Origin of the sequence: Mucilaginibacter sp. RCC_168, from assembly GCF_041355315.1 — a bacterium.
Classification (GTDB): Bacteria; Bacteroidota; Bacteroidia; order Sphingobacteriales; family Sphingobacteriaceae; genus Mucilaginibacter.
On sequence record NZ_JBFUPN010000025.1, the window covers coordinates 12,772 to 32,177 of the forward strand.

8 protein-coding genes are annotated in these 19,406 nt (G+C 37.3%); all 8 read left to right on the forward strand.

Going from position 1 to position 19,406, the window contains the following annotated elements; all coding sequences use genetic code 11:
• Positions 1 to 73 precede the first annotated feature (73 nt).
• From AB6735_RS22175 to AB6735_RS22210, 8 genes are read left to right on the forward strand one after another with little or no spacing between them, the layout of a single operon-like run.
• A complete protein-coding gene (locus AB6735_RS22175) occupies positions 74 to 1,378 on the forward strand; it encodes a M28 family metallopeptidase (protein ID WP_370998263.1) in 1,305 nt (434 codons plus the stop codon).
• A 7-nt stretch (positions 1,379 to 1,385) separates the two neighbouring features.
• A complete protein-coding gene (locus AB6735_RS22180; protein WP_370998264.1) occupies positions 1,386 to 3,767 on the forward strand; it encodes an ABC transporter permease in 2,382 nt (793 codons plus the stop codon).
• Positions 3,768 to 3,798: 31 nt separating this feature from the next.
• A complete protein-coding gene (sbnA, locus tag AB6735_RS22185; RefSeq protein WP_370998265.1) occupies positions 3,799 to 4,767 on the forward strand; it encodes a 2,3-diaminopropionate biosynthesis protein SbnA in 969 nt (322 codons plus the stop codon).
• A complete protein-coding gene (locus AB6735_RS22190; RefSeq protein WP_370998266.1) occupies positions 4,767 to 5,723 on the forward strand; it encodes a hypothetical protein in 957 nt (318 codons plus the stop codon). Before sbnA ends, AB6735_RS22190 begins: the two co-directional genes overlap by 1 nt.
• A 35-nt stretch (positions 5,724 to 5,758) precedes the next feature.
• Entirely contained in the window at positions 5,759 to 12,889 is a 7,131-nt protein-coding gene (locus AB6735_RS22195; protein ID WP_370998267.1) for an amino acid adenylation domain-containing protein, read from the forward strand.
• Positions 12,890 to 12,893: 4 nt separating this feature from the next.
• Positions 12,894 to 14,495: an MBL fold metallo-hydrolase gene (locus AB6735_RS22200; RefSeq protein WP_370998268.1), complete on the forward strand. Its 1,602-nt coding sequence runs from the start codon at positions 12,894 to 12,896 to the stop codon at positions 14,493 to 14,495.
• Positions 14,496 to 14,548: 53 nt separating this feature from the next.
• Positions 14,549 to 17,785: an amino acid adenylation domain-containing protein gene (locus AB6735_RS22205; RefSeq protein ID WP_370998269.1), complete on the forward strand. Its 3,237-nt coding sequence runs from the start codon at positions 14,549 to 14,551 to the stop codon at positions 17,783 to 17,785.
• Between the two features lie 14 nt (positions 17,786 to 17,799).
• Positions 17,800 to 19,404, forward strand: coding sequence for a condensation domain-containing protein (locus AB6735_RS22210; protein WP_370998270.1), 1,605 nt, complete (start codon positions 17,800 to 17,802; stop codon positions 19,402 to 19,404).
• Positions 19,405 to 19,406 lie beyond the last annotated feature (2 nt).

Consider the following 19,406-nt stretch of genomic DNA (forward strand, 5'->3'; position numbering starts at 1 on the left):
TAGGACATCCGGAAGCTTGATTTACTGCCCTGATAAGTTAAAAATATTTTAAAGGTTAATTGCAGTTTTACCTATGATGATACGTGTTGTTTTAATTGTATTTATTGGAATAATTCCAGGGGCTGTAATTGCAAAATGCGGTCTGCCAAGAATTACAAATGTTAAAATTTTCAATAATCTGCATTTACGATCGTTGATTGTAACTTACGATATCGAGGAAACGGAAAGTGATTTCGTAAAGGTGTCTCTCCATGTGTTTACCCTGAAGGGTGTTGCCGTTAACTTAGGTTCTTCAAAGGTTTTTGGAGATGCTGGAACCCTGATGGGAGGGGGTAACAAGAAGATAGTTTGGCGTTACGGGAATCTCAAACTTCATTTTATTAGGGTCCAACTTAAAATAGATAACTCTAAACCTATTGATATCCAGTGTATTGTAAATTCTGTTGACAGTATGCGAATAAAACAAATATTATCCAGTATTTATGGTATCCGTAACAGGATCTCTGGTTTGAAGCATCTTGAGCATGTCAAGTTATTTATAAAAAGTCAGTTAGATTCCTGTCATGTCCTATCAGCTATGCAGCAATTCAGATATTCGGGATATACTGGGCATAATATTATAGGACATATTCCCGGGCAAAAAGATAAGAATGGGAGATATCTGCTCACAGCCCATTTTGATACTGCAATTAGCAGCCCGGGTGCAGATGATAACGGATCTGGTGTTGCCGGATTATTAGAAGCGATGAACGTTCTTTCAAGATATAATTTTGGATCATCTGTTGATTTTGTAGCTTTTGACCAGGAAGAACCCGGTTCAGTAGGAAGTAAAAATTATGTTTCAGATATCAGCAAAAAAAAATATAAAATAAAAGGAGTTATTAATCTCGACATGATCGGAAGATCATCTATCAAAGTAAACAGCCAATATGTTCCTCCTAAACTCGCGTTGCTTTATCCGTTTATTTTTAAAGATATTGAGATGAGCGGAAACAAAGCTGACTTTGTGCTCGATATTACCAACAAAACCTCGAGACGGCTCGGTGAAATTTTCAAGTTTAATTCAAATAAATTTAACCCATCATTAAAAGTGGTAACGCTTGAAACAAATCGGGAATCTGTAAAAGCTATTAGTGGGTTGGAGGCCAGTGATCATGTTCGTTTTTGGGAAAAAGGATATCCTGCTTTGCATATAGGTGAAGGGGGAGAAACTAGAAATCCGACCCTGGATACTCCATATGATAAAATTGAACTTATAAATTACACTTTTATCAGAGATGTAGTTAAGTCAGTAGTCGCATCGTTAATAAGCTTGGCAAAAATTGAGAATTACAACACCTACACCTTTAAAGTTAATCTTCTAAAATCGCAAAACTAATATCGTTATGCTCAGAAACTACCTGAAAATATTTTATAGGGCCAACAAAAAAAGTAAGCTGTCTTTTTTTATTACAGTTTTAGGTTTTGCCATCGGGCTAGCATCAACATTGCTGATTTTTATTTATGTCTATTATGAATACAGCTATGAATCCATGTATTCGAAAAAGGACCGGATCTATAGAATATCTGCAACCAGCCAGATGCAGGACAAGTCAATCGAATTTGCCGCAAATGTACCTGCCTTAGCACCCGCATTAAATGCTGCAATACCGGAAATAGAAAAAACGGTAAGGATTAACAAGATTTTTTTTAACGGAAGTGTAAAAGCGAGGGATTCCGAAAATATCCGTGTTGACAACCTCCTATTAGCCGATTCGACGTTTTTTGATGTTTTTGATTTTCATTTCATAGAGGGGGGGGCGGAAGCGTTCAAGGAGCCGGGTATGATAGTTTTAACAGCGAGTTTAGCAGGGAAGATCTTTGGCAACAAAAAGGCTGTCGACCAAACTCTTTATCTTAATGACAAGTTACCGTTAAAGGTTGGTGCTGTAATTGAGGATCCTCCGGGCAATACACATCTGAAATTTGAAGGGCTTGTATCATGGGCCACATCTCCAGAAGAAAACGTTTGGAATGACGCTCATAGCTATACATACCTTTTGGTTAATAAAAAAGCTAGTGTCGAAGTTCTCAAGAAAAAGATTGATAATTTTATGAGAAGCAACGGCTTTATTGCATCAGTTGAGCAATCCTTGGGAACAAAATTTATTTGTGACATTCAAAAGATAAGTGATATTCATTTGCATTCCAACCGGCATAATGAACTTTCCGAAAATGGCAGCGAAGATTTATTGTTTATTTTAATTAGTATAGCTTTGTTTTTCCTACTCATATCAATCTTTAATTATATAAATATTTCCATTGCCACTTCTCTCACCAGAATAAAAGAAATCGGTGTAAGAAAGGTTTTTGGATCATCCGCGAATCGAATCAGGATCCAGTTTTTTGTTGAATCTTTTGTTATCATCATCATCTCGTTCTTTATTGCATTCATACTGGTGCTCCTTACACTTCATGTTTTTAATATCCTGATCGAACAGCATTTAAATTTCGGTATTCTTACGGATGGCAAGTTTCTACTGTTAACCTTTTCCCTAATTCTGTTTATTACCATAATAGCAGGTAGTTATACTGCTTTTTACCTTTCTTCTTTAAATGCCACAAGTGCTTTAAATAAAAAAGCACTGTCAGTGGGAAACAGCGGGATTTCTCTTCGGAAGATATTGATTGTGCTTCAGTTAACGATTTCGACAGGCGTTTTGATCTGTACAATTCTGGTCATAAATCAATTGAATTATATTATTAATGCCGATATAGGTTTTGAGAAAAAAAATATTCTTGTTGTTGAAATGCCCAACTATGACAACCTACCGTTTTTAAAACAGGCCTTGAGTGGCGAAAAGGAAATTGTAGGGCTTTCTCTTTGTGATTATGCACCATCCAAGTCATTTAATGATGAGTATAATGTGGAGTCAGGTGATGGTAGTATGAGAATCTATAATTTTCCAAGAATGACCTTTGACAACTCCTTTGTTGATTTAGCCCGGCTTAAAATAATCAAAGGTCGTAATTTTGATCCATCCTTTTCTTCCGATTCCAGCAGCTCCTTTTTAGTTAATGAAAGTACTGTACGCTTTTTTGGCTGGAAAAATGCCATAGGAAAGAAGATCGAAGCAAAAAATTATGACAAAAAAGGTGTAGTTATCGGAGTTGTCAGGGATGCCAGCTTCTATTCTTTACACCAGAAAAATGGCCCGTTGATCATCAGTTGTTTTTCCCCCGAAAATGGAAGTTCGGAGTCTCTCTTTATAAAATACAAAACCGACAATTTTTCTGGTTTTGTATTGAAAGTCAAAAGGCATTTCCGGGAGGCTTTCGGTAATATCCCGTTTCGTTATTATACCCTTGATTCTGCTTACGATAATTTATACCGTTCAGACACAAGGTATAAAAGAGTTATAACGCTGGGAGCATTCTTTATGCTGATTGTGTCAAGCTTGGGGTTATACGGTTTGTCGAGTTTCGTGGCTGCCAGAAATAGGGCTCAAATCGGAATTAGAAAGGTTCTTGGAGCCACCGTACATCAAATAGCAGTTTTACATATCAAGAACTTCTTTTTCCTTGCGCTTATAGGATGCCTAATTTCCTGGCCCATTTCGTATTACGCATCCTGGAAATGGCTGCAGACGTTTACAGCCAGGGTTAGTATATCCTGGTGGATGTTTGCATTATCGACTGTAATTTGCTTGCTTGTTGTAATAATAACTACTGCGTATCATGCGATAAAAGTTTCTAAGATAAATCCGGCAGATACCATAAGAGAATAATCAGATTAATTATTTTTCATATATAGACAAAGTGCTAAATAAACTCAAACTCCTGAAACCCCTGATTGGAAACACGCCTATGTGGAAACTGTCAGTCGAGAACATAAATCTGTATACCAAACTGGAGTACTACAATTTTACCGGGAGTATAAAGGACCGACCTGCTTTTTATATTATCTGGAATGCGATTCTGGATGGGAAAATCACGAAGGACACCGTTGTGATTGAGTCAAGTTCCGGGAACTTTGCACTTTCATTAGCAACTATCTGTGCCCAATTACAGATAAAGTTTATTGCTGTGATCGACCCGGTTATTAATAAAAGTTCCGAAAGGCTGTTAAATCTCATTTGCCATAAGGTAGTAAAAGTAACAGATGTAGATGAAACTGGGGGCTATTTACTGACGAGACTAAAGATTATTCAATCTATGTGTCAGGAAGATCCCAGCATATATTGGCCAAATCAGTACCATAACCCTCACAATTACCTAAGTTACTTTGAAGGGTTGGGCGCGGAAATCTGCGATTATTTTGATAATCTCGATTTTGCCTTTATCGGAGTTAGCACCGGAGGAACCATAACCGGACTTTCCCTAAAATTAAAGGAGGCCTTCCCGGATATAAAAGTTATTGCTGTTGACATTTCCGGATCCGTAATATTCGGCGGGGCACCTCAAAAACGGTATCTTTCAGGGATTGGTGCGAGTTTTTCATCCCCTATCTTGAAAAGCGCACTGATTGATGAGGTGGTTTATGTGTCACATATGGATATTGTGGATGGTTGTGAAGAGCTGCTCAGCAGGCATTTTCTATTGACCGGAGCCTCTTCAGGTGCCTGTTATATTGCTGCAAAAAGATATTTTAAAGATAAAATATTCGCCACTAGCCCCAATGCCGTTTTTTTATGCACAGATAAGGGTAATGGATATTTGGAGAGCGTATACGACGATAATTGGAAAGAGTGGTTAAAACAAGAATTGAACATTAATTCTGATAAGTAATGCTTTATTTACAAGAAGTCAATTTGAAACAACTGGACATATCCTGGAAGGATACAATCCCTGTAATTAGTGACGCTATACAACTTTTATGTGCCGATGATTACTGCCAACCTATCAAGCCTTATGTGAAATTTAAGAATAGCACCAGCAGGATTATAGCCATGCCTGCTTATATTGGAGGAGAAACCGCCGTTGCGGGAATTAAGTGGATTGCAAGTTTCCCTGAGAATATAATGAATGGGTTGCCAAGGGCTCACTCAGTTACCATTCTTAATGATTCAAAAACGGGTAAGCCTATTTGTATTTTAAATTCGGCATTGATAAGCGAGATACGTACTGCATCCCTGACAGGCTATGTTGTAACCAGGTATCTCGAAAACAAGCACCATCTCAGAAATTTTGTAATCGGAATCGTAGGATTTGGCCCTATAGGGCGACAACATCTTAATATGCTGGATTATCTTTTGGGTGACCGAATTGAGAAGATATATTTATATGATAAAAAAGAGGTCTGCTTGGATCTCGTACCTGAAAATCAAAGAAAAAAAATTGTTATTTGTGTTGATTGGGAAATCCCTTTCAAATCTGCAGATATATTTATCACCGCTACGATTTCCAGCAACGGATATATATATGGAGTGCCGAAATCCGGCGCTTTGCTGTTAAATATTTCTTTACGTGATTTCAAGCCGGAAATTATGGATCATGTCCACACAATTATCGTTGACGACTGGGATGAAGTTTGTCGAGAAAACACAGATATAGAAAATATGCATAAAAAGCTAGGTCTGAAGCGGGAACAGACAGTCCCAATAACGGAGTTTTCACAGCAATTTATTTTTAAAGATACAGAAAGTGTAATGTTTAACCCAATGGGAATGGGCGTATTTGATATTGCCCTAGCAGGGTATTATTATCAGCGAGCTTTGAAAATGAATGTGGGGACTCATCTTTAAGCACAGGTATCGGGATTCAAAAGATAAATTTAAAAATGGAAAAACCTACTTTAATTTCCTTCTTGCTGAACAATAAAGATTCTGATGAAAACGGAATAACTTTTATTGACCGGGCGAAAGATGCGGAAATGCTGTCGTATAAGTCATTATATGCTAAGGCACTTTTGCGACTTCGCGGTCTTCAGCAAGCTGGAATTATGAAAGGTTCGGAATTGGTAATTCAACTAGATAACAACCAGGAGTTTGTTGTCAACTTTTGGGCTTGTCTGCTGGGGGGGATTATTGCGGTACCGCTGACCAATGCAGTGAGGGAAGAATATAAGGCGAAATTTCTAAGTATTTGGCGGACGCTCAAAAATCCGTATCTGGTGATTAATGAATATGATTTGATACGGCTGATTACATATTGTGAAGAGCATAACTGTCATAGTGAAGCCCTTGAAATTCAGCACAGACACATCGACACTGCTATTAATGATACTGGTCTCTATGGCGTGAAGGAAGATATTTTGCCGGATACAATTGCGTATGTTCAATATTCTTCGGGATCTACAGGTGAACCTAAAGGTGTTATACTTACACATGAAAACCTGGTCAGCAATACCTGCGACATTATAGAAAGATCAGCCATCGACAGGACAGACAGGCTGCTTAGCTGGATGCCACTGACTCATGATATGGGGCTGATATGTTTCCATCTTACTGGAGTCGTTTCCAATGTTAATCAGTTTGTGATGTCGACATCGTTGTTTGTCCGCAGACCTATTTTATGGCTGGACCTGGTAAACTTTTTCGAAATAACGGTAATTTATTCACCCAATTTTGGTTATCAATATTTCCTGGATGCCTTTAAAAGAAGTCCCGACCTCACTTGGGATCTATCCAGGGTTAAATTAATCTATAATGGTGCGGAAAATATATCAAAAGCGCTCGTTGACAAGTTTTTTGAAACTTTGAGTGCCTATCGTCTTGATCGTGCTGCAATGTTTGCAGGATATGGCTTGGCAGAAGCATCGGTGGCTGTAAGTCTTCCTATAAGTAAAAACGAATTTCTTTCCTACAGGCTGAAGCGGGATCACCTGAATATAGGAGATAAAATTGAAATTGATTCTGATAAAGGCGTTGACTTTGTTAGCCTGGGATCTCCTTTATCCTCTTGCTTAGTGCGTATTTGTGATGATAAGGATAAATGTTTAGATGAGGAAATAGTTGGTCATATTCAAATCACGGGGCTAAATGTAACCCAGGGATATTATAACGATGAAACTAAAACAAAGGATGTTTTTACAAAAGACGGGTGGCTTAAAACTGGCGATATTGGATTTTTAATTAAGAACAAGCTCGTTGTTACCGGCAGGGCAAAGAATATTTTAATTATTAATGGTCAAAATTATTATCCCTCAGATATTGAAACAATTGGACAAAATATTTTAGGCATAGGAGTTGGACGGGTTGTGGCCTGCAGTACCAGGGATAAAAATATGGCAACTGATGGTCTCATCCTGTTTATTCAGTTTAAAGGGGAGCTGGAAGCTTTTCTTCCAGTTTACAGGAATCTTAAAAATGGAATCTTTGCTCAACTGGGTATAGTTGTCAGTGAAATTGTCCAGGTGCATAAGATTCCTAAAACAACCAGCGGGAAAGTTCAGCATTTTAAACTTGCCGAAAATTATGTTTCCGGAAAATACGATATTCAAACTTCCGAATTCAGAGAATTCGAGAAACAACATTCTTTTCATGAAGATACAGACCGAACCTCAATCACAGCGGTTTTACAATCTTTAATCAGTACCAATGTAGGAATTGAATCGTCGTCACTAAATGAAGATTTTTTCTCATTGGGAATAAACAGTATGCAGGCGGTTCAGTTATTAAGCCGGATAAACAAACAATTTAATATCGACCTTCATTTAAATGATTTTTTTGAAAATTGTACTATCAACCAGTTAGCGTCAATTATCAAAAACACTGAAAAAAAAAATATCCTTGTTCCTGAACTATTAACACGCCAGCAAACTTATGGTCTGAATCCAACTCAAATCAGATTCTTAACCATCGCAAATTTTCATAAAAAAAAATCGGCTTTAAACGTTGCTTCTGCATATTTTGTCAAAGGGAAATTCAATCCATTGATCTTCCGGAAATCATTAGAAATTCTGATTGATCGTCATGAATCTCTTCGTACCATTATTGAGGAGGTCGATGGGCTGCTACAGCAAAAAATTCTTCCGTTAGCTGAAGTTCGTCCTTATTTGAGTTTTAAAAACCTGACAATAAGCAACCGTTTTATGATCACAGATCTGTTAAATAAAACGGCTATGCATCTGTTTGATTACGACAATGGCCCACTATTTAAAGTAGAGGTAATTGAAGTGTCATCCAATAATTACGCATTGTTATTTTCTTTTGATCATATCATCTCAGATGGCTGGTCTTTATCCGTTTTTATTTCAGAATTATCTGAAGTTTACAACGCACTCTCGGATAAACGAGAGTATAAACTTCCTTCAATTGCACTTCAATTTAAAGATTGCATGTACCTGAGGAATGAATTGATCGATGAAAAAAAATATGAGGCGGGAGGATTTTACTGGCGCAAGCAGTTAGAAAATCTGCCTAATTATTTACCACTAAATGGCAGTTCTCAGCCATCAATATATGCGACAAACGATTCCGAAATCGAAATTTTAGAAATTACTGAAAAGCAGCAGGCATCACTGCAGAAGCTGGGGCGTTCGAATCAAGTTACATTTTTTACTGTTCTCCTTTCTTTATCATATTTACTGCTAAACAAACTGTCGGACCGAACTGATATTGTAATTGGGACAGATATAGCCGGCAGAGAAAGGGCTGAATTTGAAAATCAAATTGGCTGTTTCATAAAGACTTTGGTGCTTCGTACTTCGATCGACAAAGCCGCAAGCTTTATAGCTCTACTCGGTAAGGTAAAAAAAGTATTTCTGGATGCTGTGAACTTTTGTAATTATGAATTTGAAGATATTTTAAAGGATCAACTTATACAAAGGCAGACTACTTTTTCTGGTCTGTTCAATATCCTTGTGTTGTACCAGAATTTCGAAATGGATCTGCATTTAAATGGTCTTCAAATAAACAGGTACGACATTAAACCCGGTTCCAGCTTGGTTGATCTGAAGTTGGAATTCATTCAGCACAAAGATCGCCTTTTGCTGCATATGGTATATAACCCAGAGGTATTGAATGCAGAACTGATCAAAAGTATAAGGGTATTCATTCCGAGTATGATTGAAACAATAACAGCATTTCCGGAGAAAGCCCTAAAGGAAATAGATTTCATAAGCCCTAATGATCGTAAATTGCTTCTTAACAAGTATAACGATAAGAAAGTAATTTACCCATCTAACGAAAATTTTCTGACGCTTTTTGAAAAACAGGCTGACCAAACCCCGGGTAACACAGCTATAGTGTGTGGTTCTGAGACGTTAACCTATAAGGATCTCAATGGAAAGGCGAACCAGCTTGCTAAAATACTTAAGGAATATTATGGAGCACAACCTGGCGAACGAATAGGTATGCTGGTGAATCGATCCGTATTTGCCATAGAGTTGATATTAGCCATTTTAAAAATCGGAGGTACTTATGTTCCCATTGATCCGGTTTATCCTCAAAAAAGAATTAAAATGGTATTGGAAAGTACTGGTATTCGGATACTTTTTGCTGATTTAACATTGGATATACCTGATTCTTTACAGATAAAGGTTCTTACAGAAAATGACATTAGATGCTTGGACATGAAGTCATTTGAAAAAAATGAAAGTGTTGCAGTGAAAGATTCTGATATTTCCCACATTTTATTTACATCTGGTACTGAGGGGGAACCGAAAGGTGTGCCAATACATCATGGTGCGGTTTACGATTACATCAAAACTTTCATCAACTATTTTTCTCTTGGTGCATCTGACAAAGTGATTCAGCTTTCTTCACTGGCATTTGATATTTCCATTGAAGAGATCTTTCCTATTTTAAGCGTTGGAGGAGGGTTGTTTATTCATCGTGAAGGTGGCCGAGATATCGAAGGGATTTTACAGGTTATCGAAAAAAATGGAATTACATTAGTCAGTTCAACCCCAGTAGTTTTACACGAGATCAATAAATCCTCAAATCGCGTTAAAAGTCTTCGAATAGCCATTAGCGGTGGAGATCGGCTAAAGGCGGTAAATATTGATCAACTGGTAAAATTTACAACGGTTTTCAATACCTACGGACCAACCGAGGCAACGGTGTGCTGCAGTTACTATCCTGTTGATATCTTAGGTCCCGATATTTTCATCGGCAAACCCATACTTAACAGAGATATTTATATCACCAACGGTGACCTCCAATTGCAGCCTCCGGGTTTTGTTGGTGAAATATGCATTTCCGGTGCAGGACTAAGTTGCGGTTACCTTAATGATGATGAACTTACCACATTGAAATTCTGCGATAATCCGTTTCGGCATGGTACAAAATTATATAAAACGGGTGATCTTGGAAGGTGGCATCATACCGGGAACCTGGAATTTATAGGGAGAAAAGATTCTCAAGTGAAGATCAACGGTTATCGGATCGAAATTAGAGAGGTGGAAAGTGTTCTGCTCAGGCATCAAGACGTTGAGGATGTGTTAATTCTTATCAGGCAAGGCCTGGGAAATGAGCCGGAAATGATAGCTTTTTGCAAAGCAGATATCTTGATAGGTTCTGGGGAATTAAGAGATTTTATGAGAACTTATCTGCCAACTTATATGATTCCCGCTTCTTTTGTTTGTATGAAGCAATTTCCGTATACCGTTAATGGAAAAATAAACCTGCTTGCTTTAACCCCTTCAATAGAGAGACATCCAAGAACAGTCCACGATGACCAACTAACAGATCTGGAGGCTGGCGTGCTAAAAATCTGGCAAACAGTTTTTGATAATAAAAATATCAAATTGACTGATGGGTTTTATGAATTAGGAGGAAACTCGATAAAAGCATTTCGCATCGGGGCCAGGATAAACAGTATTTTCAACGTTGCCTTGGATCTTCGAATATTGTTCTCCGGGTCGACTGCCGGTGAAGTAGCCTCTTTAATTTCAACACAAGATTACACTACAGGCAGCTTAATATCGACTGCTGAACCGTTAGAGTATTACCCAGCTTCAACAGCTCAGCAACAGGTATGGATGTTGGAACATCTGGGCGATAAACTTGGAAATCTTTTATACTGGTCCTATGTCCTGGAAGGTGAGTTGAATACAATCGCATTAAAGAATGCTTTTTTCGAAATAGTAAACCGGCATGAAAGCTTTCGGACCCGTTTTCTCTTGTTGGATGGGAAAATAGTGCAGCAAATCGCTGACCCGTTTGATGCTTTCAGCTTCATGGATTTAACTGAAGCCGAAAAACCATTTGAAATAGCGGAAACTGTTGTTAAGGATGATAACCGTATCGCTTTTGATTTGGAATCTGGCATTTTGCTGAGAGTTAAACTGCTGCATATTTCTGAAAATGTCTTCATTTTTACATTAACAACCCATCATATTGCGATTGATGCATGGTCTACTGATATCTTAATGAACGAAATATTGGTGCTATACAATTCATTTAGCAAACGTGAGCCTTCCTCCCTGGCAGTATTAAAATTCACTTATAAGGATTTCTCTATCTGGGAGGCAAAAAAGCTCGAACAATTGCAATTTTTGAAAAAAAATACTCCTGGTTCGAGAAGACTGAAACCTGCTTTTAGATTACCTGCAGATTATGCAGTAGGTCGCGGAGGAGAGAGCAATCAAAATGAAGAATTTCATTTCAATATTGAAAAAGAACCAGAACAGGCTGTAAGGAATTTTTGCGTTTCGAACAAGATAAGCTTACCGATTTTATTACTGACAGCATTGAATTGTTATCTCTATAAAATGTATGGTGTCAATGCCGATGTTGGTCTGATGCTAAATGGACGAAACATTCCTGAATTGGAAGAAATCATTGGTTTTTTTGTCAATGTGAAGTCATTGATAGTGGAGTTTGACGGGACCACACGCCTTAGGGATTTAATTGAAAATATAAAGAAGGCCGAAATAAAGTTGTTTGAAATTAACATGGGAATGAATTTTGTTGAACGCGCGGAAAGTACTTCGAAACCAAGCATTGTAATTTCCAGTATAATAGATTCCGAAAACAAACTTCGGAAACTCCCAGGGATCAAACTAACCGAGTTTCAGAGGAGATCGGAATGGCGAAATGATTTTGATATAACGCTCGCACTGGGATTAGAAAAAGAGAAGATGCAAATCCAAGCGTTGTATAAGGTGGGCCTTTTTAGCAGATTGACAATTGAACATCTTTGCCAGGATATTTTCAGCATTATGCTACAGATTATTACGGATGTTTCCTCCCCGGTTAACGAATTGAAATTAGAAAGCAACGAATCCGTGAAAAGCGAATACTGGAGGAATCACTTGTCTGGCAGTCCGTCTACTTTCATGTATCCTTTAAGGTTTTCACAATCCCCTGGAAAGGCTACAATCGCCGGGAAATTCAAGTTGCCCCGGGCTGGTAATGACTACAGGAGGCTTTTGCAGTTTAAAGAAAGTAATGTGATATCATTTTATACCTTGATGACGGGGTTGTTTGCCATACTCCTGGCACGGTGTAATTTCAAGGACGAAATTCTGATTGGGTTAACTGTAACACCTAATGGGGCAAACAGTCCCGGAAGCATCATACCGTTAAAAGCCCCGTTGAAGCAGTTAACAACTTCTGCGAGTTTTTTCAGAAACCTCGAAAAAATGATCCTCGATAATTTTAGATATTTTTCTGACTCAGCATTTAACAACGCAATGCATTCTTACAAAGGTGGAAAGTTATTCGATTATCTCCTAGGGGCTGAAATTTTTGATTTGTTTGATGGCGATGGACACACGGAGAATAATATTATTGACGATCAGCAGATTTTCACTATTAATGATACGAGGCTAATGATTCGAATTGTAGAGCAAGACCGATGGTTGGAAATAATTTATATTTCTGGAGAACCTATTTCCAGTCAGGTAATTACCGATTTTCATTCGTCATTTTTAGGCATAACAAAATCAGTTTTGGAGGAAGATAACTTCGATCTATCCGAAAATGATCTTGTAAATTTATTAACCGTTATTACGAAACAATAAAATTATGGATCCAGTCAAATACTATCTGAGGCAAAGTACGGTTATTGAGCCTATCATATGGAACTGGTATGCACTTCCTTACCTGATTTCTCCGTCAACGTTTCCCTTTTTTATATATGATAAAATAAAAATGATGAGATCGTTTATCGCCGCACCGGATCTTCATGAAATGGCTACATCTGATGCTGCCACAGTTGGGCGAACATTTTTAAATAAGCCGGCGAATCAGGTTGGAAGTGTGCTTCAGCTGTTGAATAGAATACTAAGTCACACGGAGCGGCATATCGAATTCGCGGACGGCGTATTCAAATTAAATGAATATTTGTTAAAAGAAGGGAACGGATATTCCCTGGAACGCCTTTACAAAAGTGTTCCAGAAATACTTAAAGGCTATGTAGAACTGTTATATGACATCAATAATCAACCTGGCTTTCGTTTTTTTGAATCTTTACTTTATAAGAGCGATCTTTATGATGTTTCCGGGCAGAGCTTCTACCTGTATAAGATGAATCATTTGATCAGGGGGCACGTTTTGGATACCCCGCGACTCGACCATAACGATGCTTACGAACTCAAAACTCCTTTCGTGGACGCTTCTATTGACAAGCTTAGCAGACTTAAAAGTATACCTCAATCCCTTGAAGCAATTAAACTTCTACTTCCTGAAATAACAGATCAACTTTTGAATAGTCTTTTTACGCAGGTTCCTCCTGATTTCAAAGCTGACCGCAATTATGATGGAAGAGATATCAGGATAAGATTTTTTGGCCATGCCTGTGTTCTATTACAAACCAGCGAAGTAAATATACTGATAGACCCGTTCATAAGCTATCTGAATGAAAATGATAACTACACATTCTCAGATCTTCCAGATCACATAGATTATGTTTTAATTACACACAATCATGGAGACCACATTATCCTTGAATACTTGCTTCAGCTTCGCTATAAAATTAAAAATATCGTAGTTCCAAGAAATGGAAACGGTAATCTGGAGGACCCATCATTAAAGCGGTTGTTGAAAAGCATTGGTTTTGAAAATGTTATTGAACTTGATGAATTGGACTCCATAAAAATACCGGGCGGGGAAATAATCGGGTTGCCATTTTTAGGCGAACATTGTGACTTGAATATACATTCCAAAATACTACACCTTGTTAAGTTAAAAAACAAATCCATTTTACTTGCTTCTGACTCCAGCAATCTTGAAATACAGGTCTATAAAATTTTAAAGCAAATTGTTGGAGAGATAGACATCGTTTTCCTGGGAATGGAAAGCGAAGGAGCTCCTTTAAGCCTGAATTACGGGCCATTTATGCCTAAAGAATTAAACAAAAAGATGGATCATTCCAGAAGGGTTAATGGATCTGACTTTGAAAGTGGTTATGCTATTATAAAAGAGTTTAATCCTAAAGAGATATACGTGTATGCAATGGGTCTGGAGCCGTGGACAAAATATATATTGGGAATTATGTATACAGAAGAGTCAGTTCAGTTGCAAGAAGCCGAAAAACTGATTAGTGCGGCTAGTAAGGAAGGAATACATGCTGAGTTGTTGGAGTTAAAGAGAGAACTGATCTTAAATACTGATAAGGAAAATCAGTGAACTGACTTTTGCTTTAACTGAACAAATAATTGTCTACCTATTTTAATATTATTATGGAGAATCATTCATTCAAGGAAAATGTGCTTTATAACCTTGCAAAAATTACAAAAGGGAAATCGGCTAATTTGTTTCAGTTTTTTGGTTTACCGGAGGATGAATTCAACAGCTTGCTGCCATCAACAAAATTGCAAAGAAATATTTATGTTGATTCATTACTCAGTGACGACCCAAGCTCATATAATGTTGCTGAATGGGTTGAATATAACGAATCTTTTGATGTAGATCGATGGAAGAGTGCAATTCATTTTGTTACTAAAAACGAGCCGCTGTTGAGGACGGGGTTCGTTGAAAGAGATTCTCTCATATATCAGGCGGAGAAAAAGTTAGTGGATCCTGAGATAATTTATGAGGAGATGTCTGAAGATTCACCTAGCCGGGAAAGTGTGATCAGTTTTTTAACCAGGCTTGTGAGAATTCCTTTTGATATTTTAAACGCCAGTTCTTTGATCAGGCATGCTGTTGTCAAAACAGGAGAAAATAGCTATTGTCTGCTCTATATGTCACATCAGTTGTGCAGTGATGTCAGAACATCGAAGTTGTTTTTTGAACGGACTTTTAGAATATACCAAAATCTGGTGAATGACATTCCTTTAAAAGATTACGAACCGAAGGCATTTACAAATTATGTGTTTTACAATAATGATCGTTTTGATACACCTGAAATCTTAAATTTTTGGAAAGGTCAGCTATCGTCATGTCAGAACTTAATGTCGAATTCGGTAATCAATAATTCCTGTGAAGAGTTTGTTTCTCGTAAATTAATTATAGACCGAGATAGGCTGGTTGATATTCAGCAATATTGCATTGAGAAGGATATTACCATGTCCTTCTATTTTAAAATTATATCGGGTATTTTGCTAAACTATATCTTGAACCCCGGTAATAGTTTTATTTTTTTCGAAAACGTTCACGGACGATCAAAAGAAGACTTAAGCACGTTGGGTCTTTTTTTTCATTCTGTGCCTGTAAAAATAAATCTTGACGAAACAATAGGTCTGACCTCCAAAAAATATGTGGATTACTATAGGCGATATTGGAAAGATTTTGAGTCATATTCAGAAGTTTCGTTTGACGCATTAAATGCTTTATCACCTCAAAATGGATTGAATATTATATATAATTATTTAAATCAGGGAATAATAAGGACACCGAAGGGGAATTCGAATGGGAACGTAATTGAAAATCAGGGAAATAGAAATGAAGTTCAATTCGTGGTGGAGAACAAAAAGGATACTATTGAATTGAGTTTACATTATTACAAATCCTTTTTTAGTGAGTTTTTATTTTTAGAGAGATTTATGCTTGTTTCTGATATGTTCATAAACGATACAAATGAGCACGTGGAAGATTTTTCCTTTTTATTGGAAAATGAACCTGAATTGCTCGCTGGTTTCAATCCTCCCAAAACTGAAATACCACAAACCCTGACCTTTAATACTATTTTCCAAGAACAGGTCATTAAATATTCCAAATCTATTGCCGTCGGTTTTGAAGAAACTGAATGGGATTATCAGATGTTAAACAATAATGTGAATAAACTTGCGGCCTGTTTTCAGGAGGTGTATCACGTAATTCAGGGTGATTTTGTAGGTGTCGCTATGGAGCGGTCACACTATACCTTAGCAGCTATAATGGCTATATTTAAACTTGGTGCGGTCTATCTGCCAATTGATCAGGATTTGCCTGAAGAAAGAATTGACCACATCATTTACGAAGCCAATCCAAAGTTAATCATTATTGCTTCAAAAATGATTAACAAAATGGCCGGGAAATTTAGCAATCTATTTGTAATAGACTTGCAATTAAAAAAATTACCCGAACCTTCGAAACCAATTGAAGTGATTGATGATAATTCGAATACAGCTTACGTGATTTATACTTCAGGCTCCACCGGAAAACCCAAAGGCGTCTTAGTAGAACATCTAGGTATGATTAATCACCTAATGGAAAAAGTGAAAGATCTTTCCCTGACTTCCTCCAGTGTTATCGCGCAGACGGCCAATGTAGGCTTCGATATTTCGATTTGGCAGTTTTTAGCAGCCTTACTTGTTGGAGGAAAAACGCAAATATATTCAAGTGATTTGATTTTGAATATAAGTGAGTTTACACAAGAGCTTTCTGAAAACGGAGTTACGGTGCTGGAGGTTGTACCTTCATACCTTTCTTTAATGGTGGCAATGGGCACAGAGTTGCCAGTTTCGATGTTTTCCCGTCTTCAGTATCTTTTATTAACCGGCGATGTGCTTAATCCAAATCTGGTGAAATTATGGTTCCAGAAATTTCCCCAGATACCGTTATTAAATGCTTACGGGCCAACGGAAGCCTCTGATGATATTACCCATTATCTGATGCATAAGCCACCGGGTTACAAGGCTATTCCGATTGGCAAACCCTTAAATAACATTACTATTTACATTGTAGATAATAGGGGGCGACTATGCCCGGTAGGTATTAAAGGGGAAATTTATGTGTCAGGTATAAGCGTTGGAAAAGGTTATTTGAAAGATCCTATTAAAACAGGTGAATCCTTCATAAGCGACCCATTTACACGTGAAAAAGACTGTCGGCTGTATAAGACGGGGGACTTTGGCGCATGGCTGCCTGACGGCAATATTATTTTTTATGGACGAAAAGATAAACAGGTGAAAATTCGCGGCAATAGAATTGAAACAGGGGAAGTGGAAAGTGTACTGTTTGAACTGGATGGCATTAAAGAGGCTGTTGTATTGACTAAGGCGAATGATGGCGGCGAAAGAATCCTGGTGGCCTTTATGCAACTTACCGGAGATATGAGTGTAAATAGTATCAAGAAATATTTGTCCCAAAAGTTACCTTCCTACATGATCCCGTCTGAATTAATTCAAATTTCAGACTGGCCGTTAACAGCAAACGGGAAGGTGGACAGAGAGCAACTGCTACAAATTTCCGGAAATATTACGGATAGGGAATTCATACCTCCCAGTAATGCCACAGAAGAAAAACTGGTAGAGATATGGTCAGCTATTTTAGGTTTAGAGAGCATAAGTATAAAAGATAGTTTTTTTGATTTGGGCGGTCATTCTTTGAAAGCCATGCAGGTTGTTTCCAGGGTACATGAATTATTTGATGTTAAAATTGACATCAAATTAATTTTTGCCAATCCAACCATTGAAGAATTGGCTATTATACTTGATGCTAAAAGTTGGGTGAAAACAGAGAATAATGAAAGCTCGAATGAATTGTTTCTATAATTAGTGTCTAACCTATGAAAGTTGAAGAATTAATTGCTGAGCTCAAAAGATCCAACATCCATATTGAAGTGATTGGCGATCAACTTAAAATTTCTTCAAATGAATTGAATATTATTCCAATGCCGTTAATCGAAAGACTCAAAGCGCATAAGTCAGAAATAATTCAATTTATAAATTCATCAGAAAAGTTTAATAATTATCAGAGTATTCCCAAAATTCTGGAAATCAAAGAACATTATTCGATATCGCATGCCCAAAAAAGGCTATTGATCTTAGCACAACATGATAATTCCCTAATGGCCTACAACAGCTTCGCTGCAAAGGTTTTAAAAGGAGCGATCCATTTTGAATTTCTTCAACAGGCTCTGGATATTTTGGTTTACAGGCATGAAAGTTTGAGAACTATCTTCATTACAATAGAAGGGGAATTCAGACAAAAAATTCTCGATTTTAAAGAGGAGTATTCAAGAATAGAATATATCGACTTACGTTATTCGACTATGAAAGAACGGGAAATCATTAATAAATGCAATTCCCATTCCAAGATTTTGTTCAATCTGGATAAATTACCTTTATTCAGGGCCTGTTTATTACAAACTGGTGAAGCAACCTTCTTATTTCTTTTCAATATCCATCATATTATTTCTGACGGCTGGTCTCTTAAAGTGTTCTTTTCTGAGTTGATGTATGTTTATAATTCCCTATCTAATTCAAAGGCAGTCATATTACCAACGCTAAATATACAGTATAAAGATTTCACCAAATGGCAAAATGATCAGCTGAAAGATGAGCATTTTCAAAATAAACACCGGTCTTATTGGCACACTAAACTCGCAGATGTGGAGGACCATGCGGTGTTAATGACTGATTATAAAAGACCTCGTACTTTGACATACAATGGGAGATTATTAAAAAAAATGCTCCCTGACGATGCATCTCTTACCACAAAGAAATTGATGAATTGCTACAATGTAAGTTTGTTTGTAGTCCTGGTTGCATCGCTAAAGCTGCTGCTTTTTAAATATTCGAATCAGGAGGATATCATCATTGGAACGTCTATGGCAGGACGTGATCATTCTGATTTGGAAAATCAGGTTGGTTTCTATGTTAACAGTATAGCTTTAAGAACAAAGGTGTCAAAAAATGATCTGTATGCTGATTTTATCAGAAAAGTTAATAAAACAGTAATGGAAGGTCTAGAGTTTCAGGCTTATCCTTTTGATATGCTGGTTGATGAGATTCTCCAATTCCGAGAGCTGAACCGGGCACCTTTTTTTGATATAAAGATTGTTTTGCAAAATATGGAGGACATTCAAGGGATGCGAAATTTTCAAGGGAGTGAAGCATTAACTGATATAGAAATAGAAGATTTTCCCGTGGAATCAGAAGTGTGTATTAATGATTTGTCATTCAGATTTACGGCTGATGATGGGAAATTACTTTTGGATATTTCATTTAATACAGACCTTTTCACAAGTGGGAGGGTCGAACAGATATACGAGCATCTGGTTAATATTCTAAGGCAATCTACACAAGATCCGGATTTGGAGATTAAAGAGTTTGATTATATGACCAAAGAAGAAAGGCAAAAACTCATGAACAATTATTTAAATCTATAATT